21 protein-coding genes and 2 riboswitches are annotated in these 25,017 nt (G+C 62.7%); of the genes, 14 read left to right on the top strand and 7 right to left on the bottom strand.

The genetic code is table 11. The features are described from left to right. Positions 1–95 precede the first annotated feature (95 nt). The 3 genes from QF039_RS14900 (at position 96) to nfuA (ending at position 4,135) form a co-directional block, all read left to right on the top strand. Positions 96–2,387 (top strand): fatty acid cis/trans isomerase, encoded by a 2,292-nt coding sequence (locus tag QF039_RS14900; protein WP_102604655.1) that lies wholly within the window; start codon positions 96–98, stop codon positions 2,385–2,387. 81 nt (positions 2,388–2,468) lie between these two features. After that, the gene (locus tag QF039_RS14895; protein WP_307519148.1) at positions 2,469–3,491 is read left to right on the top strand and encodes an acyltransferase; all 1,023 of its coding nucleotides are present in this window, start codon (positions 2,469–2,471) and stop codon (positions 3,489–3,491) included. Positions 3,492–3,550: 59 nt separating this feature from the next. Then, the gene (gene nfuA / locus QF039_RS14890) at positions 3,551–4,135 is read left to right on the top strand and encodes a Fe-S biogenesis protein NfuA (RefSeq protein WP_003210817.1); all 585 of its coding nucleotides are present in this window, start codon (positions 3,551–3,553) and stop codon (positions 4,133–4,135) included. A 943-nt stretch (positions 4,136–5,078) separates the two neighbouring features. On the opposite strand, the gene cobM is transcribed toward nfuA, so the two are convergent. The 5 genes from cobM to fabF all read right to left on the bottom strand — a co-directional run bounded on the left by cobM (position 5,079) and on the right by fabF (position 8,814). After that, positions 5,079–5,825, bottom strand: coding sequence for a precorrin-4 C(11)-methyltransferase (gene cobM, locus QF039_RS14885; RefSeq protein WP_134326796.1), 747 nt, complete (start codon positions 5,823–5,825; stop codon positions 5,079–5,081). 83 nt (positions 5,826–5,908) lie between these two features. Beyond that, positions 5,909–6,301, bottom strand: a complete 393-nt coding sequence (locus tag QF039_RS14880; protein WP_003217881.1) for a cobalamin biosynthesis protein — start codon at positions 6,299–6,301, stop codon at positions 5,909–5,911. Beyond that, the gene (locus QF039_RS14875; RefSeq protein ID WP_307519144.1) at positions 6,298–6,996 is read right to left on the bottom strand and encodes a CbtA family protein; all 699 of its coding nucleotides are present in this window, start codon (positions 6,994–6,996) and stop codon (positions 6,298–6,300) included. Before QF039_RS14875 ends, QF039_RS14880 begins: the two co-directional genes overlap by 4 nt. An 11-nt stretch (positions 6,997–7,007) precedes the next feature. Next, positions 7,008–7,196, bottom strand: a complete 189-nt coding sequence (locus tag QF039_RS14870; RefSeq protein ID WP_003217883.1) for a CbtB-domain containing protein — start codon at positions 7,194–7,196, stop codon at positions 7,008–7,010. A gap of 96 nt (positions 7,197–7,292) precedes the next feature. Then, a riboswitch (cobalamin riboswitch) is annotated at positions 7,293–7,509 on the bottom strand. Positions 7,510–7,545: 36 nt separating this feature from the next. Continuing rightward, on the bottom strand, positions 7,546–8,814 hold the full coding sequence (gene fabF, locus QF039_RS14865) for a beta-ketoacyl-ACP synthase II (protein WP_177021151.1): 1,269 nt from the start codon (positions 8,812–8,814) through the stop codon (positions 7,546–7,548). A gap of 113 nt (positions 8,815–8,927) precedes the next feature. Between fabF and QF039_RS14860 the strand changes: the two genes are divergently transcribed. From QF039_RS14860 to QF039_RS14840, 5 genes are all read left to right on the top strand, one after another. Further along, positions 8,928–9,446 (top strand): helix-turn-helix domain-containing protein, encoded by a 519-nt coding sequence (locus tag QF039_RS14860; RefSeq protein WP_177009805.1) that lies wholly within the window; start codon positions 8,928–8,930, stop codon positions 9,444–9,446. Beyond that, positions 9,443–9,645: riboswitch (cobalamin riboswitch) on the top strand. (Overlaps the previous gene by 4 nt.) A 92-nt stretch (positions 9,646–9,737) precedes the next feature. Continuing rightward, the gene (cobW, locus tag QF039_RS14855) at positions 9,738–10,799 is read left to right on the top strand and encodes a cobalamin biosynthesis protein CobW (RefSeq protein ID WP_003217887.1); all 1,062 of its coding nucleotides are present in this window, start codon (positions 9,738–9,740) and stop codon (positions 10,797–10,799) included. A gap of 3 nt (positions 10,800–10,802) precedes the next feature. Continuing rightward, entirely contained in the window at positions 10,803–14,576 is a 3,774-nt protein-coding gene (gene cobN / locus QF039_RS14850; protein WP_307519138.1) for a cobaltochelatase subunit CobN, read from the top strand. Continuing rightward, a complete protein-coding gene (locus QF039_RS14845) occupies positions 14,576–15,574 on the top strand; it encodes an ATP-binding protein (protein ID WP_008431987.1) in 999 nt (332 codons plus the stop codon). Before cobN ends, QF039_RS14845 begins: the two co-directional genes overlap by 1 nt. A 53-nt stretch (positions 15,575–15,627) precedes the next feature. Then, positions 15,628–16,230: a VWA domain-containing protein gene (locus QF039_RS14840; protein WP_102605645.1), complete on the top strand. Its 603-nt coding sequence runs from the start codon at positions 15,628–15,630 to the stop codon at positions 16,228–16,230. On the opposite strand, the gene QF039_RS14835 is transcribed toward QF039_RS14840, so the two are convergent. Further along, entirely contained in the window at positions 16,187–17,173 is a 987-nt protein-coding gene (locus QF039_RS14835) for a DUF1853 family protein (protein WP_102605644.1), read from the bottom strand. The two genes, QF039_RS14840 and QF039_RS14835, sit on opposite strands and share 44 nt — an antisense overlap. A gap of 143 nt (positions 17,174–17,316) precedes the next feature. Between QF039_RS14835 and QF039_RS14830 the strand changes: the two genes are divergently transcribed. The 6 genes from QF039_RS14830 to pepN are packed head-to-tail and all read left to right on the top strand — an operon-like array spanning position 17,317 to position 23,824. Then, a complete protein-coding gene (locus QF039_RS14830) occupies positions 17,317–18,207 on the top strand; it encodes an NAD(+) kinase (protein WP_003217892.1) in 891 nt (296 codons plus the stop codon). Next, the gene (locus tag QF039_RS14825) at positions 18,204–19,178 is read left to right on the top strand and encodes a metallophosphoesterase (RefSeq protein WP_161635726.1); all 975 of its coding nucleotides are present in this window, start codon (positions 18,204–18,206) and stop codon (positions 19,176–19,178) included. Before QF039_RS14830 ends, QF039_RS14825 begins: the two co-directional genes overlap by 4 nt. Beyond that, positions 19,175–20,050: a rhomboid family intramembrane serine protease gene (locus QF039_RS14820; RefSeq protein WP_177080537.1), complete on the top strand. Its 876-nt coding sequence runs from the start codon at positions 19,175–19,177 to the stop codon at positions 20,048–20,050. Before QF039_RS14825 ends, QF039_RS14820 begins: the two co-directional genes overlap by 4 nt. 15 nt (positions 20,051–20,065) lie before the next feature. After that, positions 20,066–20,326: a YeaC family protein gene (locus QF039_RS14815; protein WP_003217900.1), complete on the top strand. Its 261-nt coding sequence runs from the start codon at positions 20,066–20,068 to the stop codon at positions 20,324–20,326. Then, positions 20,323–21,153 (top strand): DUF2797 domain-containing protein, encoded by an 831-nt coding sequence (locus QF039_RS14810; protein WP_003217902.1) that lies wholly within the window; start codon positions 20,323–20,325, stop codon positions 21,151–21,153. Before QF039_RS14815 ends, QF039_RS14810 begins: the two co-directional genes overlap by 4 nt. 13 nt (positions 21,154–21,166) lie before the next feature. Next, positions 21,167–23,824 carry an aminopeptidase N gene (gene pepN / locus QF039_RS14805; RefSeq protein WP_307519134.1) on the top strand — a complete coding sequence of 886 codons (2,658 nt, stop codon included), beginning with the start codon at positions 21,167–21,169 and terminating at the stop codon, positions 23,822–23,824. A gap of 121 nt (positions 23,825–23,945) precedes the next feature. On the opposite strand, the gene QF039_RS14800 is transcribed toward pepN, so the two are convergent. Then, complete coding sequence (locus QF039_RS14800) at positions 23,946–25,001, bottom strand: aldo/keto reductase (RefSeq protein WP_307519132.1); 1,056 nt, start codon at positions 24,999–25,001, stop codon at positions 23,946–23,948. Between the last annotated feature and the right edge of the window lie 16 nt (positions 25,002–25,017).

Here is a 25,017-nt window from a genome sequence, read left to right as displayed (position 1 = left end):
CTGGGTTTGCATGAATATCGCTCATGTTGGCGGGGGCGTTACATCGGTAGAATCGACGGGTTTTTCACTGCACGCATTGAATCGGGACCGGAAACATGTCACTTCGCCTCATCGTCAGCGCCGCGTTTGCGCTGTTCGCCCTCACCGCACAGGCAGAAGGTCCCGCCCCGGCGATCTCTTATACCCGTGACATCCAGCCGATCTTCACCGAGAAATGCGTAGCCTGCCACGCCTGCTACGACTCGGCCTGCCAGCTCAACCTGGGCAGTGCCGAAGGCGCCGCACGTGGCGCGACCAAGGTGCCGGTGTACGACGGCGAGCGCAGCCAGGCCAGCCAGCCCACCCGTTTGTTCTATGACGCCTTCGGCAAAGCCGCCTGGCAGCAAAAGGATTTCTACTCGGTACTCGACGCCCAGGGCAGCCAGGCCGCACTGATGGCGCGCATGCTGGAGCTGGGGCATAACGCGCCGCTTGCGCCCAACGCCAAGCTGCCCGACGACATCGTGCTGGGCCTGAGCCGCGAAAACACCTGCCCGATGCCGGGGGAGTTCAACGCCTACGCAGGTAACCACCCGAAGGAAGGCATGCCCCTGGCCGTCACCGGCCTGACCGACCAGCAGTACCAGACCCTGCAACGCTGGCTGGCCTCCGGCGCACCGATCGACGAACAAGGCCTGGCCCCGAGTGCCAAGGAAGCCTTGCAAGTGCAGCAATGGGAAAACCTGTTCAACCAGCCCGGGGCCCGGGAAAGCCTGGTGGCGCGCTGGTTGTTCGAGCACCTGTTCCTTGCTCACATCTACTTTGAAGGCGGCGAGCCGGGGCATTTCTTCCAGTGGGTACGCTCGCGCACCCCGAGCGGGCAGCCGATCGACCTGATCAACACCCGCCGCCCCAACGACGACCCGGGCACCCAGGTGTACTACCGCCTGTGGCCGGTGCAGGGGGTGATCGTGCACAAGACTCACATCACCTATCCGTTCAGCGCCGAGAAGATGGCCCGGATCAAGTCGCTGTTCTATACCGATGACTGGCAGGTGCAAGCCTTGCCGGGCTACGGGCCGGGCCGGCGTGCGAACCCGTTCGAGACCTTCGAGGCGATTCCGGCCAAGGCGCGCTACCAGTTCATGCTGGATAACGCCGAATACTTCGTGCGCACCTTTATTCGCGGGCCGGTATGCCGGGGCCAGATCGCCACGGACGTGATCCGCGACAACTTCTGGACCCTGTTCCAGGACCCCGACCACGACCTGTATATCACCGATGCCCGGTACCGCGGCCAGGCCACGCCGTTGCTGGCGATGCCGGGGCAGATTGATGATGTGGGCAGCGTGCTCAGCCTCTGGCTCAAATACCGCGACAAGCGCAACGAGTACGAAGCGTTGCGCCGGGACAGTTATGCCGACCTGCCGCCGCCGAGCTGGTCGAGCCTGTGGGCGGGCAACGACAACGCCTTGTTGAGCATCTTCCGTCACTTCGACAGCGCCTCGGTGACCAAGGGCTTGATTGGCGAAGTGCCGCAAACCCTGTGGCTGTTCGACTATCCGCTGCTGGAGCGCACCTACTACCAGTTGGCGGTGAATTTCGATGTGTTCGGCAACGTTTCCCATCAGGCCCAGACGCGCCTGTATTTCGACCTGATCCGCAACGGTGCCGAGCAGAACTTCCTGCGCCTGATGCCGGCGGATTCGCGGGATGACTTCCTTGACGATTGGTACCAGAACAGCGGCAAGGTCAAGCTGTGGCTGGACTATGAAGCCATCGACGATGACAAGCCCACGGGCCTCAAGCTCGATGAAAAGGACCCCAAGCGCGACTTCGCCAACCAGTTGCTGACCCGTTACGGTGACCTGAACGCCAGCCCGGACCCGATCAACCGTTGCGTCAGCGCCTATTGCTCGCGTCCGGGCATTGACCCTGCGTTGCAGGACGCCGAACAGGCCCTGAGCCGCCTGACCAACCGCCCGGCGGCGGGGCTCAAGGTGATCGACCTGTTGCCGGAAGCGACCATGCTGCGCATCGAAACCCGCAGCGGCAAACGTGAGATGTACAGCCTGTTGCGCAACCGCGCCCACAGCAACGTGGCCTTTATGCTCGGTGAGGCTTATCGCTATCAGCCGGGCCTGGACACCGTGACCATTTATCCCGGCGTGCTGAGCAGCTACCCGAACTTCATGTTCAACATTCCGGCGCAGCAGGTGCCGGAGTTTGTCGCTGCCATGGAGAATGCCAAGGACGCCAATCGCTTCGAGAAGATTGTCGACCGCTGGGGCATCCGCCGCAGTCACCCGCAGTTCTGGCAGTACTTCCACGACCTGTCGCAGTACATCCGCGAAACCACGCCGGTGGAAGAGGGCGTGCTGGACATGAACCGCTACGAGAATCTTTGATCGACCTTTGACCGTCGACGGCTGTCCCAAGCCATAGGCACCTGAATAACCGGTGTCGAGGGTTGGGAGAGTGGGTCGACGATGTTGATTTCAGTACAGGCACTGCGCGCCCTGGCGGCCTGGACCGTGGTGGGTCATCACTTCATGCAGATTTTCTTTGGTTTCCAGGCTGATTCGGCGCTGGGGCATCTGTTTGTCGACAAGGGCGCGGCGGGCGTGGATGTGTTCTTCGTGATCAGTGGTCTGGTGATCTTCCTTTCCACCGAGAACAAACAGCTGCCGCCCTGGCGATTCCTGGTGTATCGCCTGCTGCGGATCGTCCCGGCGTACTGGTTCTACACGCTGTTGATGGCGCTGCTGGTGGTGTTTGCGCGGCCGGTGTTGCCGGACCAGAGCGTCGATGCGGCCCATGTGTTGATGTCCTTGCTGTTCATACCTTCCGAAAATCCCGGTGGTTATGGGGTGTACCCGACCTTGAATGTCGGCTGGACCCTGAACTACGAGATGCTCTTCTACGTGCTGTTTGCGTGGGCGTTGCTGTTTCGCCGGCAGTGGCGGGTGCTGGTGGTGGGCGCGTTGTTGTTCGCGGTGTGCCAGGCGTGGACGTCGTTTGGCTGGATCAGCGATTTTTATCGTTCGGACATCGTGTACGAGTTCTTGCTGGGAATTGGCATCGGCATGCTGTATCGCAAGGGCTGGATTCGCCCCGGGCTGTGGCTTCCATTGCTGGGGATTGCGGGGGCATTGTTGGCGATCTATCACTGGCCGGCATCACCTCGCGCCCTGACCTGGGGCTTGCCGAGTGCGGTGCTGGTGGTGGCCTGTATCTCGATGGAACGCTATTTCGAGCGCAGCCGGCTGCTCAAGGTGATGGGGGATTGTTCCTATTCGGTCTATCTGATGCACGTGCTGGTGCTGTCGGCGGGTGGTTTTGTCGCCCAGCGTTATGGGGTTAACGCCTACGTGATGCTCGGCGTGTGCGTGGTGCTGATCGCCCTTGGGTCGTTGGCCAGCTATCACTGGCTGGAAAAGGGCAGTTATCGTCGGCTCAAAGGCTGGTTCGATGGCGACGAACGGTTGGTTCTTTCCCGACAAAAATACTAGGACTTTGTACCTCGGTAATAATTTGGCGTAAACTGCCGGCAAGCCTGCGAGGAGTTTCCATGACCGCCATAACCATTACCGACGCCGCCCACGATTACCTGGCTGATCTGCTGTCGAAGCAGAACACCCCGGGCATTGGCATCCGCGTCTTTATCACCCAGCCCGGCACCCAGTACGCTGAGACGTGCATTGCCTACTGCAAGCCGGGAGAAGAAAAACCTGAAGATACCGCGTTGGGGCTGAAAAGCTTCACCGCGTATATCGATGCGTTCAGTGAAGCGTTCCTTGACGATGCGGTGGTTGATTACGCCACGGATCGCATGGGCGGCCAACTGACCATCAAGGCGCCGAACGCCAAGGTGCCGAATGTTAATGCGGATAGCCCGATTAACGAGCGCATCAACTATTACCTGCAGACCGAGATCAATCCCGGGCTGGCCAGCCACGGTGGTCAGGTGAGTCTGATTGACGTGGTGGATGATGGTATTGCTGTGTTGAAGTTTGGTGGCGGTTGCCAGGGCTGCGGCCAGGCGGACGTGACCTTGCGTGAGGGGATTGAGCGTACGCTGCTTGAGCGGGTTCCGGAGCTCAAGGGTGTGCGGGATGTGACTGATCATACGCAGAAAGAAAACGCCTACTACTAAAGGGTGTTCGCTGCGGATGTGAAAAACGGCGCCCCGTGAGCGCCGTTTTTTTATGGTTTGGATTCAGTGGGTTGCGTTAGGGTTGTGAGGTTTTGGGTTAGGTATGTTGTGTACATATCCGTTATTTAGGTAACGGCGGCTTATGGTTCCGCTCTTACAGCGGGTCACTTTTGGCAAACGCCCCAAAAGTAACCAAAAGGTCTTTGCCCCACCACTCGGTGCCTCGCCTAGGCTCGGCATGCCCGCACTCCGGCCCGGCTCCGCGGGCCGCCGCGACGGGCCATCCATGGCCCGGCGCGGCTAAATCGGCATCCTTGCCGATTTACCCGCTCCACCGTGCCTGCTTGCGGCCATCGTGGTTGACGGGGCCCGCAGATCAAAATCAAAAGCAGATCAAAAGCAGAGCACAGCGGCCTACCGGCCGGCTTGAGTGTTAAAAGCAAAAGCAAAGACCAGAGCGAAAACAGAGCTGCTTTTCTGTGGGAGCTGGCTTGCCTGCGATGCAGACAACTCGGTCCTCCAGATACACCGAGGCGATGCAATCGCAGGCGAGCCAGCTCCCACAGTGGACCGTGCCCGCTTTAGCTTTTGATTTTGCTCTTCAACACTCAAGCCGGCCGGTAGGCCGCTGTGCTCTTGATCTGCTTTTGATCTTGATCTTGGGCGCCCCGTTAAACCACGCTGGCCGAACGCAGGCTTTGGAGCGTGGGTAACCTGGCAGGACGCCAGGTTAGCCGTCCTGGGCCAAGGATGGCCCATGACGGCGGCCCACGGTCCAAAGCCGGAGTGAGGGCACACCGAGCCTAGGCGAGGTGCCGAGTGGTGGGGCAAGAGCGTTTTGCTTACTTTTGCGCTCTTCAAAAGTGAGCCGCTGTAAGAGCGGAACCAATAGTCGCCGTTACCTAAATAACGGATATGTACACCATCACCACCGCCACCACCCTCAGGGCCGATACAAATGCGCATGCCCCGCACGATACAACGACGACTCACCAAAACTGTCACTGGCCAAAACCCGACCCACCAGAATCAACGCCGTACGCCGAAACCCCTTGGCTGCCACCTTCCCGGCAATATCCGCCAGCGTACCAATGGCCCAATCCTGATCCGGCCAGGTCGCCCGATGCACCACCGCAATCGGACAATCCTCCCCATAGTGAGGCACCAACTCAGCCACGATCTTCTCCAGATGATTCACCCCCAGGTGAATCGCCATAGTCGTCCCATGCTGCGCCAGGCTACTGAACACCTCACCCTCAGGCATCGCCGTCTTATCCGCATACCGCGTCAAAATCACACTCTGCGCAATGTCCGGCAACGTCAGCTCAGCCTCCAACAACGCCGCACAAGCCGCCACCGCCGTCACTCCGGGAATGATCTGAAACCCAATCCCAAGCTCCCGTAAAAGCCGAATCTGCTCCCCAATCGCCCCGTACAAACTCGGGTCCCCGGAATGCACCCGCGCCACATCCTGGCCTTTCCCATGGGCCGTCTTGATCAGCTCGATGATCTGCTCCAGATGCAACTCGGCACTGTTGACCACCAGCTCAGCCTGATGCCCCTCAAGCACCGCCGCCGGCACCAGCGAACCGGCATAGATGATCACCGGGCAACTGCGAATCAGCCGCTGCCCCTTGACCGTGATCAATTCCGGATCGCCTGGGCCTGCGCCGATGAAAAAGACAGTCATGGATTCATTCCTGTGAAAAAAAGCACGCGAGCAGCCCTCCAGATGAAGATTACTCATGATCAAAGCTGACGATTATCGGGAATTCAGCCGGCGCAAGCCAATGCAAAGGTGGCCTGGGCGGTTTTTTTGCGGGTGATCAGCAGGGTGGCAGGGCTTTGAGACAGCTGTTCTGCCAGGGCCAGGGCGGCACTTTCAGCAATGCCGTAGCAGCCGGTATGAGCAAAAACCGTCTCGGACTTATGGCTCAGTCGATCTTCATAGGGCGCCAATTGCTCCGCACTGAAAAATACCAACGGCAAATCCAGAACCTGAGCCAGTGCCAGCAACCCCGGCTCATCCCGCTTGCGATCAAGGCTGGCCAGCGCAGTGATGCGCTGACGCTCAATGCCACCCTCGGCGAGGGCGGCGTTGAACAGTTCACGCAGGATGTCGACAGAACAACCCCGCTGACACCCCAGGCCAACCGCCAGGATCATGCCGAATACTGACCATCACGGTTACGGCGAAACAGCCAGGCACTGATCAAGCCCAGCGCCAGCCAGAAGGCAACGTTGGTCAACTGCGAGGCGATCTTGAATTGAGCTTCCAGAGCCTCCGGCGCCAGCATCGAGTGGACTTCCGGCTGTGGTGCGCCAATCACATGGGGCACAGCCAGGATCGCCACGCCCAGGATTTTCAGCAGCCAGTTACGACCGAACACGATCAGCGCGATACCGGCAGCGGTAGAGGCGGCAGTGCCGATCCACCAGATTTGCCGTTGCGCCAGGTCTGCCGCCGCAGTCCCCGGCAATTCAGGCGGCAAGCCCAGGGTCGGCGCCAACACAAAGGTGGCGTAACCGGCCAGGCCCCATAGCAGGCCTTGGGCCGTACGGGTCGGTGCACGCAGGGTGTACAGGCCGGCAAGCATCAGGGCAAAACCTACGGCGACCACCAGGTTACCGCCCGTAGTCGACAGCACACGCTGCCAGCCATCTTCCGGCTCCCAGGCTTCAGCGTCGTGGGTGTGGGCCGTGGCTTCGACATGTTCATGCACTTCGGTCGCGGCCGGGGCGTTTTCGAAGGTTTCCGCCTGCAGGATCAGCGGGGCAACCCAGAAGCTTTGCAGCAAGGTCAGCAGCAAGGCGGCCAGGAGGCCGGTGAAACCTGCGGTTTGGGCAATACGCTTGATCATGTCGGCAGGTCTCAGTGGCACGGGAACGCAGCGCTGTGGCGGGTATCGTGGGCGGCGTTGTGCACCGCTTCGATGTGCGAGAAACCGGCGAAATACACCAGGCACGCGCCGAGGATCGACGCGCCGATGGCGGCAGTCAGGCGTTGGCTCAGGGTGGCGGTGGTGCTGGCGGTAGAGGCGGTGCTGCTGATGATCGACATGGCGCGTCCCTTCAGGGTTTCAGGGTGACACGAGCGCATGAAAACCCCGCGAGCCAGGCACGCAGGGTTCTGAACAGCGCCCGCCCACCGCGGGTTTGTTATCTGAATTTTTCGGGCCGGTCTCCGGGCTTGCGAGGGGCCTGGGCCTTGAAAGCATCACCTTCCCATGCCGTAGAGGCACAGTGGTTTTGATGCTTCACTCGCTTACCGTTGCGGGGGCAGCACCGGACTCGTCACGCCCTTGAGTAAAGGAACATGACTCACCGGTTTCCCGTTTCACCCTGTGAAGGGCACCCGAAACAAGATGTGTAGGAGAGCATGGGCGGGCGATGGGCGTCAAATCGCCGGGTTATTGCCAGCGTTTGAACAGCACGCTGGCATTCACGCCGCCGAATCCAAACCCATTGGAAATCGCGTATTCAATCGGCAACGACCGGGCTTGGCCTCGGACCATATCCAGTCCTTCGGCAGCGGGGTCCGGGTTGTCCAGGTTGAGGGTCGCCGGGGCAATCTGGTCGCGCAGGGCGAGCACAGTGAAGATCGCCTCGATCCCGCCCGCTGCGCCCAACAGATGGCCGGTCGCCGACTTGGTGGCGCTGATCGCGACGCTGGCATTTGCACCGAACAGCGTATTGATCGCTGCCAGTTCGCCGTTGTCGCCTACGGGGGTCGACGTGGCATGGGCGTTCAAGTGCTGGATCTGTGCGGCGCTGATCCCTGCCTGCGCGATCGCCAGTTCCATTGCCCTGCGTGCACCCGAGCCATCTTCCGGGCCCGAGGTCATGTGATAGGCGTCGGCGCTGGTGCCGTAGCCCACCAGCTCTGCGATAGGCGTCGCCCCGCGAGCCAATGCATGCTCCAGTTCCTCGATCACCAACAGCCCGGCACCTTCGCCCATCACAAACCCGTCGCGGCCTTGATCAAACGGGCGGGAAGCCAATGCCGGCGTGTCGTTGTAATCGCTGGACAGCGCACGCGCCGCAGCAAAACCGCCGAGGCTGACTCGGTGGATACAGGCTTCGGCGCCGCCACACACGGCGATGTCGATTTCGCCGGCACGGATCATTCGCGCAGCATCACCAATCGCCTGTACGCCGGCGGCGCAAGCAGTGACGGGGGAGCCCAGCGGACCTTTAAGTTGATGCTGGATCGACACGTGCCCGGCCGCCATGTTGCCGAGGAATGACGGGATCGTGAACGGCGACAGGCGGCGAGGCCCTTTGCTGTCAGCCGTACGAACGGCCTCGGCAATCGCGGGAAAACCACCCACGCCGGAGGCGATGATTGTCGCGGTACGTTCCTGCTGCGATGGCGTCTGCGGACTCCAGCCAGCCTGGGCCAGGGCCTCTTGCGCGGCGGCCAGGGCAAACACGATGAACCGGTCCATCTTGCGTTGTTCCTTGGCCGGGATGACAGTGTCCGGGTCAAAGCCGGCTTCAGGGTCCTGGATGCGGTCCAACACTTGGCCGCCGATGCTGATTGCCAGGTCGCCGATCAATGCCTCGGGTAGCCTGCGAATCCCGGATTCACCGGCCAGCAGGCGCTTCCAGGTCTGTTCCACGCCGGTTGCCAGCGGTGTCACTGCACCCATGCCGGTCACAACAATTCGCTTACTCATGATCGCTTAGCTCCGCAAATTTCAGGTTGGTAGCAATGCATGGACGAAACTATCATTATGAAAGTAACATCCGATAGCTGAAATTTCCGTAGCCGCCCCACAGAGGAACTGCAATGCAACGTAAGTCGCTGGTGAATGCCGAATGCCCGGTAGCCCGTGGAGTGGAACGGGTAGGCGAGTGGTGGAGCATCCTGATCATGCGCGACGCGCTGCAAGGGTTGCGGCGTTTTGATGAGTTTTCCCAGAGCCTGGGGATCGCTCCGAACATGCTCACTCGCCGGCTCAACAGCCTGGTGGAAGCGGGGCTGCTGGAGCGCCGGCAATACAGCGAGCGGCCGCCCCGTTTCGAGTACGTACCGACGCCGGTTGGCGAGGATTTCCGGGTGGTGATCATGGCGTTCATCGGCTGGGGCAACCGCCATTTCGCCAACGAAGGTGAAAGCCTGCAATTGGTCGACCGGAAAACCCGGCGCCCGGTGGAAGTGGCGGTGGTGGACGCCGACGGTGCACGCGTGTCCGTCGAGCAATGCAGCGTCCAGGCCGGGCCGGCGGCGAGCGAAGGCATGCTGGAGCGCCTGGCGCTGCTTAGTGCCAAACGCTCGGACATTGACCCGTCCCCGCGCACTGCGTAGCCTTGCACCTTCGAGGTTCTTCGGCCCAGGCCGAAGCTAAGAAGGGAACGCGGTCAATGCCGCGGCTGCCCCCGCAACTGTAAAGGGTTTATCTGACTGCCACGCCACTGCCTGAACAAGGCGGGAAGGCGCAGCCAGCGCCGGCATCACCGCCGGCAAGCCCCAAGCCAGGAGACCTGCCTCGCAACCGATTTTCTACTTCAACCGGGCGGGGTGATCCGGTGGCGAATTCTGCTTCTGCGCACCCGCGCAGGGCCACTCGTCCCGTATGCCCGCCCCAAAGGGCATCCGATGAAAACACTGGCCAAACTCCCCGTCACCATCGTTACCGGCTTCCTCGGCTCGGGCAAGACCACCTTGCTGCGCCACATGCTGGATAACGCCCAGGGGCGCCGTATCGCGGTGATCGTCAACGAGTTCGGCGAGCTGGGCATTGACGGTGAAATCCTCAAGCAATGCTCCATCGGCTGTACCGAGGAAGAAGCCAACGGCCGCGTCTACGAATTGGCCAATGGCTGCCTGTGCTGCACGGTCCAGGAAGAGTTCTTCCCGGTGATGCGCGAACTGGTGGCCCGTCGCGGCGACCTCGACCATATCCTCATCGAAACTTCGGGCCTGGCCCTGCCAAAACCCTTGGTCCAGGCATTCCAGTGGCCGGAAATCCGCAGCGCCTGCACCGTTGACGCCGTGATCACCGTGGTCGACAGCCCGGCCGTGGCCGCCGGTACTTTCGCCGCCTTCCCGGACCAGGTTGACGCCCAGCGCAAACTCGACCCGAACCTGGACCACGAATCGCCGCTGCACGAGCTGTTCGCCGACCAACTGGCCAGCGCCGACCTGGTGATCCTCAACAAGTCCGACCTGATCAGCCCTGAAGACCTGGCCCGTGTGCGCCTGGAAGTGGCAGAAGAACTGCCGCCGGCGGTAAAAATCATCGAAGCCAGCAGCGGTCGCCTGCCGCTGGACGTATTGATCGGCCTGGGCGCGGGCTCGGAAGAACACATCGACGGCCGCCACAGCCATCACGATCATCACCACGAAGGTGAAGACGACCACGACCACGATGCCTTCGACTCCATCTCCATCGAACTGCCCCAGGCCGACGAAAGCCTGCTGCTGGACGCCCTGACCCAACTGGTGGTCAAGCACGGCATCCTGCGGGTCAAGGGCTTCGCGGCGATCCCGAACAAACCGATGCGCCTGCTGATCCAGGGCGTGGGCACGCGTTTCGACAAGCACTTCGACCGCGCCTGGCGCGCCGATGAGCCGCGCGCCACGCACCTGGTGCTGATCGGCCAGGAACTCGACGCCGCCTTGCTCGAAGCGCAACTGCGCGCTGCCCTCAGCGTTTAAACCATGCATCTGCTCAGGACCCAGCCCGGCGGTTTCGTTTCGGATGACAACATCGCCGACCTTGGGCAAACCCCCGCCGAGCTGGTGATCCTGTGCAGCGGTGATTCCAGCCTGGCGCTGCTGGCCGAAGCGGCCCAGCAGTTGCCCGAGGATTACCCGAGCCTGCGCCTGGCGAACCCGATGCAGGTGCAGAACCATGCTTCGGTCGACCTGTATGTGGATGAGGTGCTGCGCCACGCCAAGGTCATCCTGATTTCGCTGCACGGCGGCATCGGTTATTGGCGCTACGGTATCGAGCGCCTGGTGGAGTTGGCCGAGCGCGGCGTGCAGCTGATCCTGGTGCCGGGGGATGATCGCCCGGACCCGGAACTCAGTGGCCTCAGCACCGTGGGCGCCGAGGAACGTGACCGGCTCTGGCACTTCCTGCGCCAGGGTGGTTTGGGTAATGCGCTGGATTTCTATCGTTGCCTGGCCGCCGGCTACCTTGGCCGCGATTACGCCTGGAGCGAGCCGCAAACCCTGCCGCGCACGGCGATTTATCACCCGCATAAAGCCAATGCCCGTCTCAACGATTGGCAGGCTGACTGGCAAGCTGATTTTCCCGTGGCGGCGGTGCTGTTCTACCGCTCCCATTTGCAGGCGGCCAACACCGGCTTTATCGATGTTTTTTGCCAGCGCTTGCAGGCCGCGGGTCTCAACCCGCTGCCGATGGCGGTGGCCAGTTTGAAAGAGCCCGGCTGCCTGACCGTGGTCGAGGATTTGCTGGACGAGGTGCACGCCTCGGTGATTCTGAACACCACCGGTTTTGCCCAGTCCAGCCCTGAAGCGCCGCACCTGCGGCCGTTTCGCCGCAATATCCCGGTGATCCAGGCGATTTGCGCCCAGGACAACGAGCCCGGCTGGCAGGCCAGCGAGCAAGGCCTCGGCCCACGTGACCTGGCGATGCACATCGCGTTGCCGGAACTGGACGGGCGCATCATCAGCCGGCCCATCAGCTTCAAGGACCTGGCCTGGCGCAGTGAGCGCAGCCAGTCGGATGTGGTGTGCTATCGCGCACAGCCGGAGCGCATGGACTTTGTCGCCGAACTGGCGCGGCGCTGGGTCGAACTGGCGCGGGTGCCGAATGGCGAAAAGCGTATCGCGCTGATCCTCGCCAACTACCCGACCCGGGACGGACGTATCGGCAACGGCGTAGGTCTCGACACCCCAGCCGCCGCGCTGAATATCCTGCGGGCACTGAAAATCCAAGGTTATCCGCTGCCGGACGAGCTGCCGGAAAGCGGAACGGCACTGATCCAGGCGCTCTTGGGCGGCGTCAGCAACGACCTGGACAGCCTCGACTTGCGTCCGTGTCATCAGAGCCTGGCGCTGGATGACTACGAGGCGATGTTCAACCGCTTGCCCGAGTCCAATCGCCAGGCCGTGTTGGCACGCTGGGGTACACCTCATAGCGATCCGATGTTCCGCGACGGGCGCATGATGATCGCGGGCCTGCGTTTGGGCCTGACCTTCGTCGGCATCCAGCCGGCCCGGGGTTACCAGGTCGACGCGAGTGCGGTCTATCACGACCCGGACCTGGTGCCGCCCCACGGTTACCTGGCGTTCTACTTCTGGTTGCGCCACACCTACGGCGCCCACGGCGTGATCCACGTTGGCAAGCACGGCAACCTGGAATGGCTGCCGGGCAAGGGCGTCGGGCTTTCCGAGAACTGCTGGCCCGACGCACTACTGGGGCCGCTGCCGAATATCTACCCGTTTATCGTTAATGACCCGGGCGAGGGCGCCCAGGCCAAGCGCCGCACCCAGGCCGTGATCATCGACCACCTGATGCCGCCGCTGACCCGCGCCGAAACCTATGGGCCGCTGCGCGACCTGGAGTTGCTGGCCGACGAGTATTACGAGGCACAACTGCTCGACCCACGGCGTGCCCGCGAGCTGCAAAAGGACATCCTCAAGCTGGTGCGCGAAACCCGCATCGACCAGGAACTGGCCCTGGACGAAAACCTCGACAGCGACGCCGATGCGGCGATCTGGCTGCCGCGCCTGGACACCTACCTGTGTGACTTGAAGGAGTCGCAGATTCGCGATGGCCTGCACATTTTCGGCGAGTCACCCGAGGGCCGCTTGCGCATCGACACCTTGCTGGCGTTGTTGCGTATTCCGCGTGGCGATGGGCGGGGGCCGCAATCGAGCCTGCTGCGGGTATTAGCCAAGGCCTTCGACCTGGGCTTCGATCCGCTGGACTGCGCCCTGGCCGAGCCGTGGACGGGGCGCCGGCCAGTGGTGTTGCAGAAGATCGACACGCAGTTGTGGCGCACCGCCGGCGACACCCGTGAACGCCTGGAGCTGTATGCCGCACGCCTGATCGAGCAGGCCCTGGAAGGTGCGGTGGAACAACTTGAAGAGCCCGGCTGGGAAGACGTCAAGGCGGTGATCGAGAGCTTGCGCATCGTCGTCGCGCCACGCCTGGATGCCTGCGGCCCGGCGGAAATGCGCGGGTTGCTGGATGCCTTGAGCGGGCGCTTCGTCCCGGCCGGGCCCAGCGGCGCGCCGAGCCGGGGCCGTCTGGACGTGTTGCCTACCGGTCGTAACTTTTTCTCGGTGGATGTGCGCAACCTGCCCACCACCACTGCCTGGCGCATCGGCTTCCAGTCGGCGAACCTGATTCTTGAGCGTCACCTGCAGGATCATGGCGACCACTTGCGCCAGCTCGGCCTGTCGGTGTGGGGCACCGCCACCATGCGCACCGGTGGCGACGATATCGCCCAGGCCATGGCGCTGATGGGCGTGCGCCCGGTATGGGCCACGGGCAGCCAGCGGGTGGATGACTTTGAAATCCTGCCCATCAGCCTACTGGACCGGCCACGGGTGGATGTGACCTTGCGCGTGTCGGGGTTCTTCCGCGATGCATTCGCCAACCTGATCCGCCTGTTCGACGCGGCGGTGCAAGCCGTGGCTGCGCTGGACGAACCGGATGACCTGAACCCGCTGGCGGCCAAGGTGCGCAGTGAGCGCGAGGCCTTGCGCCTGTCGGGCCTTGACGAGGACGCGGCGGCGAAGCAGGCTGGTTGGCGGATCTTCGGTGCCAAGCCCGGTGCCTATGGTGCCGGCGTGCAGGGCGCGATTGATGGGCGCTTGTGGCAGAGCCGCGAAGACCTGGCCGAGGTTTACCTGAACTGGGGCGGCTACGCCTATGGCGGCTCCGACGAAGGCACCGCCGCCCGCGAACAGTTTGCCCAGCGTTTGAGCCAGGTGCAGGCGGTGTTGCAGAACCAGGACAACCGCGAGCATGACCTGCTGGACTCCAATGATTACTACCAATTCCAGGGCGGCATGCTTGCAGCCGTGGAAACCCTTAGCGGCGACAAGGCCGCCAGCTATCATGGTGACCACAGCCAGCCGGACTTGCCGAAAGTCCGCACGTTGAAGGAAGAGTTGAACCGGGTGATTCGTGCCCGTGCGGCCAACCCGAAGTGGATCGAAGGGGTGAAGCGCCACGGCTACAAAGGCGCGTTCGAGATGGCGGCCACCGTGGATAATCTGTTCGCGTTCGACGCTACGACGGCGTTGATCGACGATCATCAATACGCGTTGCTGGCGGATGCCTACTTGCTGGACCCGGACACCCGCGCCTTTGTGCAGCAGCACAACCCGGATGCCCTGCGGGACATGACCGAACGCATGCTTGAAGCCCAGCAACGCGGCATGTGGCAGGAGCCTGGGGCGTACCGCGAGGCGTTGGAAAACCTGTTGTTGGATATAGAAGAAGGCAGTTGATGACCGACATCCCGCATTTCCCGCTGTCCGCCGTGGTCGGCGCCGACGACTTGAAACTGGCCCTGTGCCTGACGGCCATCGACCCGAAGATCGGTGGCGTGCTGATTGAAGGCCCGCGGGGCATGGCCAAGTCCACCCTGGCCCGTGGCCTGGCGGACCTGCTCGCCAGCGGCCAGTTCGTCACGCTGCCGTTGGGCGCCACCGAAGAGCGGCTGGTGGGCACACTCGATCTGGACGCGGCACTCAGTGAGGGCCGCGCACAGTTTTCCCCCGGCGTGCTGGCCAAGGCCGACGGCGGCGTGCTCTATGTCGATGAAGTCAACCTGCTGCCCGACCACCTGGTGGACCTGCTGCTGGACGTGGCCGCCAGCGGCACCAACCTGATCGAGCGCGACGGGATTTCCCACCGGCATTCGGCGCGTTTTGTACTGATCGGCACCATGAACCCGGAAGAGGGCGAGCTGCGCCCGCAATTGCTCGACCGGTTTGGTTTCAACGTAGCGCTGAGCGGGCACACCCAGCCGGCCGAACGCGGGCAGATCATCCGTCGCCGCCTGGATTTCGACAGCGACCCTCAGGGTTTCTGCGGGCAATGGGCCGACCGGCAGGCCGCGTTGCGTGAGCGCTGCACCCGGGCCCGCGCCTTGCTGGATAGCATCCCGTTGGATGACCAGGCGCTGGCGCAGATTACCGAGCGCTGCTTTGCCGCCGGCGTCGATGGCTTGCGCGCCGACCTGGTCTGGCTGCGTGGCGCACGTGCCCATGCGGCCTGGCGGGGCGCGACGGCTATCAGCGAAGAAGATATCGAAGCGGTCGCGGAATTTGCCCTGCGCCATCGTCGTCAGGAGCAATCCCCGCCTGCAACGCCGCCCGCTGGCGGTCAATCACCCAAGCCCAATGATGCACCTGAAGGCCAGGGCCAATGGGGCGACATGCCCGCACCCGCCTTGCCGATAGGTGCTCGCCGTGATGTGCCCACCTGGCCAAAAAAGCCCTAGGCATCCGCCCCAAACCTGACGCGGGGGCGGATGCACGGCCCAAGGCGGGTCGACTGAACAAGGGCCGGCGAGGCCAGGCGCGCAGCGCGGCCGAAGGTTCGATCAACTGGCCGGGTACCTTGCTCGGCGGGCGGCCGCAACGCCGCGAAGATTTGCTGTATCAACTGCGTAGCCGTACGCCCCATGAGCTGTGGCTGGTGATTGTCGATGCTTCGGCCTCCACCCGGCGGCATCAGGCGCTTAGCGATGCCAAGGGATTACTGGCCCAACTGTTCGACGATGCCTATCGACAGCGGGCGCGCATGGCGTTGCTCACCGCGAGCGGGCAATCGCCAAAGTGGCAGGTGCAGGGATTAAAGGCGGCAAAAGGGCTTGGTCATTGGCTTGATGGCCTCGGTGCAGGCGGTGGCACGCCATTGTTGCCAGCGCTGAACGAAGCGGGGCACTGGTTGGCGGCTCGTCGCAAGCGTTACCCGGTGGAGCAGCAGCGGTTGCTGGTGATCACCGATGGGCGGCTGAAGGATGTGGCGGGTTTGCCGCCGCTGGACTGCCCGGGTTTGCTGGTGGACATCGAGCGCGGCCCGATTCGGTTGGGCCGTTCAAAGCAGCTGGCTATGGGGTTACAGATTGACTATCGGCATATCGATAACCTGTAAGCGCCGGCACGTTCGGCCAAAGATCCGCCACCAGAAACAACCGTTCGGCTTCTTCCCATTCGCCTTCGCTGTTTTCCACCAGGCGCACCAGCAATTGCGCGGGCGCCATGGGGTCCAGCTCGGTCAGCCAGTGTTGCATCCGGGCCGCGTCCCAGGCTTCGTTCGCCGGGTAGTGCGCCGGCGCCAGCCATGCGTGGCGGGGCAGCGGTTGCCAGCGTCCTGCCGGGCTTTGCTCGATAAACCTCGACCAATCGCGCTGATGCAGCCAACGGCCATTCAGGTGTTGGGGATGCGCGCCCTGCGGCGCCTGCGCCATGCCCGGCCATGGGTAGAGCAGATACCCGCCCAGCCACAGATGGGCATCAAAAGCCTGGATATCCAGCGCGGCCAGGACTTCGCGGCTCTCCGGCCGGGCGGAAATCGGCAGTTGGTGCTGGGCCAGGTGGGCCAGCTTGCGGTCGAGCCGGTCGTGGCAGCCGGGGCCGAGCCATTGCGCGGTGTCCCGGCCATTACCGTCCTGGGGCCCGAGGTAGAGTTTGATCGCCAGTTCCAGATGATGCACACCATCACGGTCGCGCAGCAGCATGTCCAGCTCGCCCAGGGTATGCCCGGCCTGGCGGATCGGCAGGTTGGCCGCCAGCAGCTCCACGCCCGGCGCATGTTGCACGGCGAATTGCCACAGCCGTTCGTAATACAACCCCAGCCGGCGGGTGCGTGCCTGGCTCAGCCAATGCAGCAAGGCACTGCTGTCCTGGTCCAGTTGGCGCAGCCACTGCTCCAGCAAATGCGGCGCCTGCACCCAGTCGCTGCCGGTCAGCGGGTGGCGTTGTGGCCACGGCGTTTGCGCGAGCATCGGCGGGGCGAGCATCACCCACGCGAGATCGCGCACCTCGGGGTGACGCAGTTGGCGGGGCAGGTGCTGCAAATCAGGGAACAGAGTCATGGTCCGAGCATAGCCTTTTACAGCCGGGAAGGGGGCTGAGAACCGTTGTCGTCTGGGGTTTGCGGCGACAAAGGATTTTGTGTAACGCCGGCTTTCGCCCATAATCGTTCTTTTTTGCAGAACCCGAACCCCGCAGGAGCCCCATGGAGCAATTTCGCAATATCGGCATTATCGGTCGCCTGGGCAGTACCCAGGTGCTGGACACCGTCCGCCGACTGAAAAAGTTTCTGCTCGAGCGCCACCTGCACGTGATCCTCGAAGACACCATCGCTGAAATCCTCCCGGGCCATGGCCTGCAGACCTCGTCGCGCAAGATGCTCGGTGAAGTCTGCGACATGGTGATCGTGGTGGGCGGCGACGGCAGCCTGCTGGGCGCCGCCCGGGCGCTGGCGCGGCATAACGTGCCGGTGCTGGGGATCAACCGTGGAAGCCTGGGGTTCCTCACCGATATTCGCCCCGACGAGCTGGAAGTCGAAGTGGCCAAGGTGCTGGACGGCCACTACCTGGTGGAAAACCGCTTCCTGCTGCAAGCCGAAGTGCGCCGCCACGGCGAAGCCATCGGCCAGGGCGACGCCCTCAACGATGTGGTGCTGCACCCCGGCAAGTCGACGCGGATGATCGAGTTCGAGTTGTACATCGACGGCCAGTTCGTGTGCAGCCAGAAGGCCGACGGCCTGATCGTCGCCACGCCGACCGGGTCCACGGCCTACGCGCTGTCGGCCGGTGGGCCGATCATGCATCCCAAGCTGGATGCCATTGTGATCGTGCCGATGTATCCCCATATGTTGTCCAGCAGGCCTATCGTGGTCGATGGCAACAGTGAGCTGAAAATCGTGGTGTCAAAAGACATGCAGATCTACCCGCAAGTCTCCTGCGACGGGCAGAACCATTTCACCTGCGCCCCCGGTGACACCATCACCGTGAGCAAAAAGGCACAGAAGTTGCGGTTGATCCACCCGCTGGACCACAACTACTACGAAGTGTGCCGGACCAAGCTGGGCTGGGGCAGCCGCTTGGGGGGTGGAGGCGACTGATGCTCGATCCCGCGCGTAGCTACGACCTGATTGGTGACGTGCACGGTTGCGCTCATACCCTTGAGCACTTGCTCGACCGATTGGGTTACCACAAGCAGGGCGGTACCTGGCGGCATCCGTCGCGAATGGCCGTGTTCCTCGGCGATATCATCGACCGTGGCCCGCGCATTCGCGAGGCGCTGCATATCGTCCACGACATGACCGAGGCCGGCCAGGCACTGTGCATCATGGGCAACCATGAGTTCAACGCGCTGGGCTGGAGCACGCCCGCCGCCCCGGGCAGCGGCAAGCAGTTTGTGCGCGAGCACACGCCACGCCACGCGCGGTTGATCCACGAGACCCTGACCCAGTTCGAACAGCACCCGGCAGACTGGCACGATTTCCTCGGCTGGTTCTATGACATGCCGCTGTTTGTCGACGCCGGGCGATTCCGCGTAGTGCACGCTTGCTGGGACAACGGCTTTATCGAGCCCCTGCGCGCGCATTTCCCGGATGGCTGCATCGACGAACACTTCCTGCAAGCCGCCGCCGTGCCCGGCAGTTTCGCCAGCAATGCCTTCGACCGCCTGTTGCGCGGCACCGACATGCGCCTGCCGGACGGCTTGACCCTGACCGGCGGCGACGGCCTGACGCGTTCGTTCTTCCGCACCAAGTTCTGGGAAGACGACCCGAAAACCTACGGCGATATCGTGTTCCAGCCCGATGCGCTGCCGGAACCTGTGGCCGCCACGCCGCTGTCGTCCACTGAAAAGAATTCCCTGCTGCGCTACGGCGTCGACGAGCCATTGCTGTTCGTCGGCCACTACTGGCGCAGCGGCAAACCGGCGCCGATCCGCCCGAACCTGGCCTGCCTGGACTACAGCGCGGTGCTGTACGGCAAGCTGGTGGCGTACCGGCTGGATCAGGAAACCCGCCTGGACCCGCGTAAATTTGTTTGGGTCGATGTCGAGCGCCCTGAGGTTATTTCATGAGTACCGTTGCTGTATTACGCCTGCCGCTGGCGGTGGATTTGAGTGGTTTCGTCAAGCTTCTGCAACGCATGCAAGTGCCCCATCGCGTCAGCGAAGAAGCCGGGGAGCAGGTGCTGTGGGTGCCTGACTCCATCAGTGAAGACGTGAAGGTCCTGTACCAGCGCTTTCCGGCCGGTGACCCGGACCAGCAACTGGATATTCCCGAGCAGGCGACGTCGACCAGGCGTCCCGGGTTTGCCCAGCAGCTTCGCCACAGCCCGGTGACCGCGTTGGTGTTGCTGCTGAGCATCATCGTCGGCGCCGTTACGTTGCTGGGGGATAACCTGCAAGCCATGAGCTGGCTGACGTTCCTGCCGTTCAGCGTGGCAGGCGAGTACATCCGTTTCACGCCATTGACCGACAGCCTGGCGTCGGGACAGTGGTGGCGCCTCGTCACGCCGATGTTGATCCACTTCGGCATCCTGCACCTGGCCATGAACGGCATGTGGTACTGGGAGCTGGGGCGACGCATCGAGTTGCGCCAGGGCAGCGTCAACCTGCTGGGCCTGACCCTGCTGTTCAGCCTGGTGTCGAACTACGCTCAATACTATTTTGGTGGTCCCGGCCTGTTTGGCGGGTTGTCCGGCGTGCTGTATGGCTTGCTCGGGCATTGCTGGATCTATCAGTGGGTGTCGCCGAATCCGGTGTATCGCCTGCCTCGCGGGGTGTTGGTGATGATGCTGGTGTGGCTGGTGCTGTGCCTGTCGGGCCTGGTCTCGATGATCGGCTTCGGCGAAATCGCCAACGCGGCCCACGTGGGTGGCCTGGTGATGGGTTGCCTGACCGGTTTGTTGGGTGGCTTGTACAGCCGCCGCAAAATGTCTCCTATTTAGTTAAGGAAGAGTCTTATGTCCTCTTTTGTCGAAATGATCGAAAACATCACCCCGGACATCTACGAGAGCCTCAAGCTCGCCGTGGAAATCGGCAAATGGTCCGATGGCCGCAAGCTCACCGCCGAGCAGCGTGAATTGTCGTTGCAGGCGGTGATCGCCTGGGAACTGCAGAACCTGCCGGAAGACCAGCGCACCGGCTACATGGGCCCGCAGGAATGCGCCTCGAAGTCGGCGCCGGTGCCGAACATCCTGTTCAAGTCGGATGCCATCCATTGATTGAGATTGGCCGTGGTGCAGTCAGCAAGATGTCGGCGCAGTTGGGTGAGCCGACCGTTCAATACGCGTTTCGCCTGGGCGATACCGAGGTGCCGGTCAATCCATTGATCGGCACTACCGTGCGCCTGGAATACCTCGGTGCGATCCATTGCACCCATTGCGGTCGCAAGACCAAGACCAGTTTCAGCCAGGGTTACTGCTACCCGTGCATGACCAAACTGGCCCAGTGCGACCTGTGCATCATGAGCCCCGAGCGCTGCCATTACGACGCCGGCACCTGCCGCGATCCGGCCTGGGGTGAAAAATTCTGCATGACCGACCACGTGGTGTACCTGGCGAACTCGTCGGGGATCAAGGTCGGCATCACCCGCGCCAGCCAGCTGCCGACCCGCTGGCTCGACCAGGGTGCCAGCCAGGCGCTGCCGATCATGCGCGTTGCCACGCGCCAGCAGTCGGGCTTCGTCGAAGACCTGTTCCGCAGCCAGGTGGCCGACAAGACCAACTGGCGCGCGTTGCTCAAGGGCGATGCCCAGGCCGTCGACCTTGCGCAGGTGCGCGACGAACTGTTCGCCAGCTGTGCCGAAGGCATGCTCGGTTTGCAGGAACGCTTTGGCCTGCAGGCCATCCAACCGGTGACCGACATCGAACCGATCGAAATCCGCTACCCGATCGAGCAGTATCCGACCAAGATCGTCAGCTTCAACCTGGACAAGAACCCGATTGCCGAAGGCACGCTGATGGGGATCAAGGGCCAATACCTGATCTTCGATACCGGCGTGATCAATATTCGTAAATACACGGCCTACCAGCTCGCCGTGCATCAGTAGAAGGACGACAGACATGCGCACCGAACAGCCGAAGATGATTTACCTGAAGGACTATCAGGCGCCGGACTACCTGATCGACGAGACGCACCTGACCTTCGAGTTGTTCGAGGACCATAGCCTGGTCCACGCGCAGTTGGTGATGCGCCGCAACCCCGAGCGCGGCGCCGGCTTGCCGCCGCTGGTGCTGGACGGGCAGCAGCTGGAGCTGCTGTCGGTGAACCTGGCCGACCAGGAACTGACCGACGCCGACTACCAGTTGAGCGACAGCCACCTGACCGTGCACCCCACCAGCGCGACCTTCACCCTCGACACCACGGTGAAGATCCACCCGGAAACCAATACCGCCCTGGAAGGCCTGTACAAATCCGGCGGCATGTTCTGCACCCAGTGCGAGGCCGAGGGTTTCCGCAAGATCACCTATTACCTCGACCGTCCGGACGTGATGAGCGTGTTCACCACCACGGTGATCGCCGAGCAACACAGCTACCCGGTGTTGCTGTCCAACGGCAACCCGATTGCTTCCGGCCCTGGCGAAGACGGCCGGCACTGGGCGACCTGGGAAGATCCGTTCAAGAAGCCGGCGTACCTGTTTGCACTGGTGGCCGGTGATTTGTGGTGTGTCGAAGACACCTTCACCACCATGACCGAGCGCACCGTGGCGCTGCGTATCTATGTCGAGCCGGAAAACATCGACAAGTGCCAGCACGCCATGAACAGCCTGAAGAAATCCATGCGCTGGGACGAGGAAGTCTATGGCCGTGAGTACGACCTCGACATTTTCATGATCGTCGCGGTCAACGACTTCAACATGGGCGCCATGGAAAACAAGGGCCTCAACATCTTCAACTCCAGCGCCGTGCTGGCCCGTGCCGAAACCGCCACCGACGCCGCGCACCAGCGGGTCGAGGCGATCGTTGCCCACGAATACTTCCACAACTGGTCGGGCAACCGCGTGACTTGCCGCGACTGGTTCCAGCTGTCGCTGAAGGAAGGCTTCACGGTGTTCCGTGATTCGCAGTTCTCTGCCGACATGAATTCGGCCACCGTCAAGCGCATCCAGGACGTGGCTTATCTGCGCACTCACCAGTTCGCCGAAGATGCCGGTCCCATGGCCCACGCGGTGCGTCCGGACGGCTTTATCGAGATCTCCAACTTCTACACCCTGACCGTGTACGAAAAGGGCTCGGAAGTCGTCCGTATGATCCAAACCTTGCTCGGCGCCGAAGGGTTCCGCAAAGGCAGCGACCTGTACTTCGAACGCCACGACGGCCAGGCTGTGACCTGCGATGACTTCATCAAGGCCATGGAAGACGCCAACGGCGCTGACCTGACCCAGTTCAAGCGCTGGTACAGCCAGGCAGGTACGCCACGTCTGGCGGTGAGCGAGTCCTACGACCCGGTGGCTAAAACCTACAGCCTGACCTTCCGTCAAAGCTGCCCGGAAACCCCGGACAGGGTGGAAAAACTGCCGTTCGTGATTCCGGTTGAGCTGGGCCTGCTGGACGGGAAGGGCGCGGGCATCGCCTTGCGCCTGGCCGATGAAACCGCTGCGGGCGCCACGTCCCGCGTGATCTCGGTGACCGAAGCCGAACAAACCTTCACCTTTGTCGACATCGCCGAGCACCCGCTGCCGTCGTTGCTGCGCGGCTTCTCGGCGCCGGTGAAGCTGAGCTTCCCGTATAACCGCGACCAACTGATGTTCCTGATGCAGCACGACAGCGATGGCTTCAATCGCTGGGACGCCGGCCAGCAGCTGTCGGTGCAGGTGTTGCAGGAGCTGATCGCCCAACATCAGCAGGGCAAGGCGCTGGTGCTGGATCAACGCCTGATCACTGCACTGCGCAGCGTATTGAGCGACGAAAGCCTGGACCAGGCGATGGTCGCCGAGATGCTCTCGCTGCCGAGCGAAGCCTACCTGACCGAAATCAGCGAAGTGGCGGATGTCGACGCCATCCACGCGGCCCGCGAGTTTGCTCGCAAGCAGTTGGCCGACAACCTGTTCGAGGGCCTGTGGCTGCGTTACCAGGCCAATCGCGATCTGTCGAAGAAAACCCCGTACGTGGCCGAGGCGGAACACTTTGCCCGTCGCGCCTTGCAGAACATTGCGCTGTCGTACCTGATGCTCAGCGGCAAGCCGGAAGTGCTGGCGGCGACCCTTGAACAGTTCGACGCGTGCGACAACATGACCGAGCGCCTGACGGCCCTGGCGGTGCTGGTCAACTCGCCGTTCGAAGAAGAAAAAGCCAAGGCGCTGGCGGTGTTTGCCGAGAACTTCAAGGACAACCCGCTGGTCATGGACCAGTGGTTCAGCGTGCAGGCGGGCAGTGGTTTGCCGGGCGCGCTGGAGCGGGTCAAGACGTTGATGCAGCACCCTGCGTTCAACATCAAGAACCCGAACAAGGTGCGGGCACTGGTGGGAGCGTTTGCCGGGCAGAACCTGATCAACTTCCACGCGGCGGATGGTTCGGGTTATCGGTTCCTGGCGGACCTGGTGATCCAGTTGAATGGCTTCAACCCACAGATTGCTTCGCGGCAATTGGCGCCGTTGACCCGCTGGCGCAAGTACGACAGCGCGCGGCAGGCGCTGATGAAAGGCGAGCTGGAGCGGATTCGCGCTTCGGGCGAGCTGTCCAGCGATGTGTTTGAAGTGGTGAGCAAAAGCCTCGCTTAACTGAGGCTGAGTACTGCATCTGTGGCGAGGGAGCTTGCTCCCGCTGGAGTGCGCAGCGCTCCCAAGATTTTGGGGCCGCTACGCAGCCCAGCGGGAGCAAGCTCCCTCGCCACAACGGGTCTTAGATAACCGGCGGCCAGCGCAGGTCTTGTGCATCATCGTCCGTATAACGTGGGAAGCGCTCCGCGATCATCTCGTGGGGCACGCCCAGCGCAATCGCGCTGGCAGTGTCCAGGCGGGCCACTTGCTCGGCCGAGAGTTGCACATTCAGCGCACCCAGGGTGCCGTCCAGTTGTTCGCGGGTACGCGGCCCCAGGATCGGGATCAGCGCGGTGGTAGAACGACGGGCCTTTTCCCGCAGCCAGGCGATGGCGATGTGAGTTGGCGTGGCGTCCAGTTCACCGGCAACCGCCAGCAGGGTGTCGAGCACTGCCGTTTCCCGTGCGCTTTTTTCAGCGTGGACCAAAATCCCCAGCTTGCTGGCGCGGGTATCGTCCTGGCTGTTGCGGTACTTCCCGGTCAGAAAACCACCCCCCAGCGGTGACCATAAAGTCGCGGCCAGGCCCAGGGCCTCGGCCATGGGCAGCAGCTCGCGGTCAGCGGTGCGTTCGGCCAGGCTGTATTCGGTCTGGATCGCTACCAGGGGTGCAAAGCCGCGCACTTCAGCGAGCAGGTCGGCGCGGGCAATGCGCCAGGCGGGGAAGTTGGACAGCCCGGCGTAGTGGATCTTGCCGGCACGCACCAGGTCATCAAACCCCCGCAGGATCTCTTCCATCGGCGTGACGTTGTCGCTGATATGCGCCCAGAACAGGTCGATGTGGTCGGTGTTCAAGCGTTTCAGGCTTTCTTCGACGGCGCGCACCATGTTCTTGCGGTTGTTGCCAAGCTTGAGGGTGCCTTCGTCTTGAGGCTGGGTGCGCAAGGTGTATTTGCTGGCGATCACCAAGCGGTCGCGTTCCGAGGCAATGAACTCGCCGAGCAGTACTTCCGATTGGCCGAACTGGTAGCCGTTGGCGGTATCGAGGAAGTTTCCGCCGGCCTCCAGATAGCCGTCGTAGATTCGCTTGGACTCGTCGCGCTCGGCGCCGTGGCCCCAGCCTGTGCCGAAATTGGCGGTACCCAGGGCCAGCTCTGAAACCCGCAGGCCGCTGCGACGGCCAAAGACTTTATTGCGCATACCGAAACTCCTGACG

It is taken from the genome of Pseudomonas sp. W2I6, assembly GCF_030815935.1.
Taxonomy (GTDB): domain Bacteria; phylum Pseudomonadota; class Gammaproteobacteria; order Pseudomonadales; family Pseudomonadaceae; genus Aquipseudomonas.
The sequence above is the reverse complement of the archived record's forward strand: the minus strand, read 5'-3'. Positions and strand labels throughout refer to the sequence as shown.

Bases quoted from the DNA above. Each gene is read 5' to 3' on its own strand.
- QF039_RS14900 (WP_102604655.1), top strand. From the start codon at position 96: ATGTCACTTCGCCTCATCGTCAGCGCCGCGTTTGCGCTGTTCGCCCTC.
- QF039_RS14895 (WP_307519148.1), top strand. From the start codon at position 2,469: ATGTTGATTTCAGTACAGGCACTGCGCGCCCTGGCGGCCTGGACCGTG.
- nfuA (WP_003210817.1), top strand. From the start codon at position 3,551: ATGACCGCCATAACCATTACCGACGCCGCCCACGATTACCTGGCTGAT.
- cobM (WP_134326796.1), bottom strand. From the start codon at position 5,825: ATGACTGTCTTTTTCATCGGCGCAGGCCCAGGCGATCCGGAATTGATC.
- QF039_RS14880 (WP_003217881.1), bottom strand. From the start codon at position 6,301: ATGATCCTGGCGGTTGGCCTGGGGTGTCAGCGGGGTTGTTCTGTCGAC.
- QF039_RS14875 (WP_307519144.1), bottom strand. From the start codon at position 6,996: ATGATCAAGCGTATTGCCCAAACCGCAGGTTTCACCGGCCTCCTGGCC.
- QF039_RS14870 (WP_003217883.1), bottom strand. From the start codon at position 7,196: ATGTCGATCATCAGCAGCACCGCCTCTACCGCCAGCACCACCGCCACC.
- fabF (WP_177021151.1), bottom strand. From the start codon at position 8,814: ATGAGTAAGCGAATTGTTGTGACCGGCATGGGTGCAGTGACACCGCTG.
- QF039_RS14860 (WP_177009805.1), top strand. From the start codon at position 8,928: ATGCAACGTAAGTCGCTGGTGAATGCCGAATGCCCGGTAGCCCGTGGA.
- cobW (WP_003217887.1), top strand. From the start codon at position 9,738: ATGAAAACACTGGCCAAACTCCCCGTCACCATCGTTACCGGCTTCCTC.
- cobN (WP_307519138.1), top strand. From the start codon at position 10,803: ATGCATCTGCTCAGGACCCAGCCCGGCGGTTTCGTTTCGGATGACAAC.
- QF039_RS14845 (WP_008431987.1), top strand. From the start codon at position 14,576: ATGACCGACATCCCGCATTTCCCGCTGTCCGCCGTGGTCGGCGCCGAC.
- QF039_RS14835 (WP_102605644.1), bottom strand. From the start codon at position 17,173: ATGACTCTGTTCCCTGATTTGCAGCACCTGCCCCGCCAACTGCGTCAC.
- QF039_RS14830 (WP_003217892.1), top strand. From the start codon at position 17,317: ATGGAGCAATTTCGCAATATCGGCATTATCGGTCGCCTGGGCAGTACC.
- QF039_RS14820 (WP_177080537.1), top strand. From the start codon at position 19,175: ATGAGTACCGTTGCTGTATTACGCCTGCCGCTGGCGGTGGATTTGAGT.
- QF039_RS14815 (WP_003217900.1), top strand. From the start codon at position 20,066: ATGTCCTCTTTTGTCGAAATGATCGAAAACATCACCCCGGACATCTAC.
- pepN (WP_307519134.1), top strand. From the start codon at position 21,167: ATGCGCACCGAACAGCCGAAGATGATTTACCTGAAGGACTATCAGGCG.
- QF039_RS14800 (WP_307519132.1), bottom strand. From the start codon at position 25,001: ATGCGCAATAAAGTCTTTGGCCGTCGCAGCGGCCTGCGGGTTTCAGAG.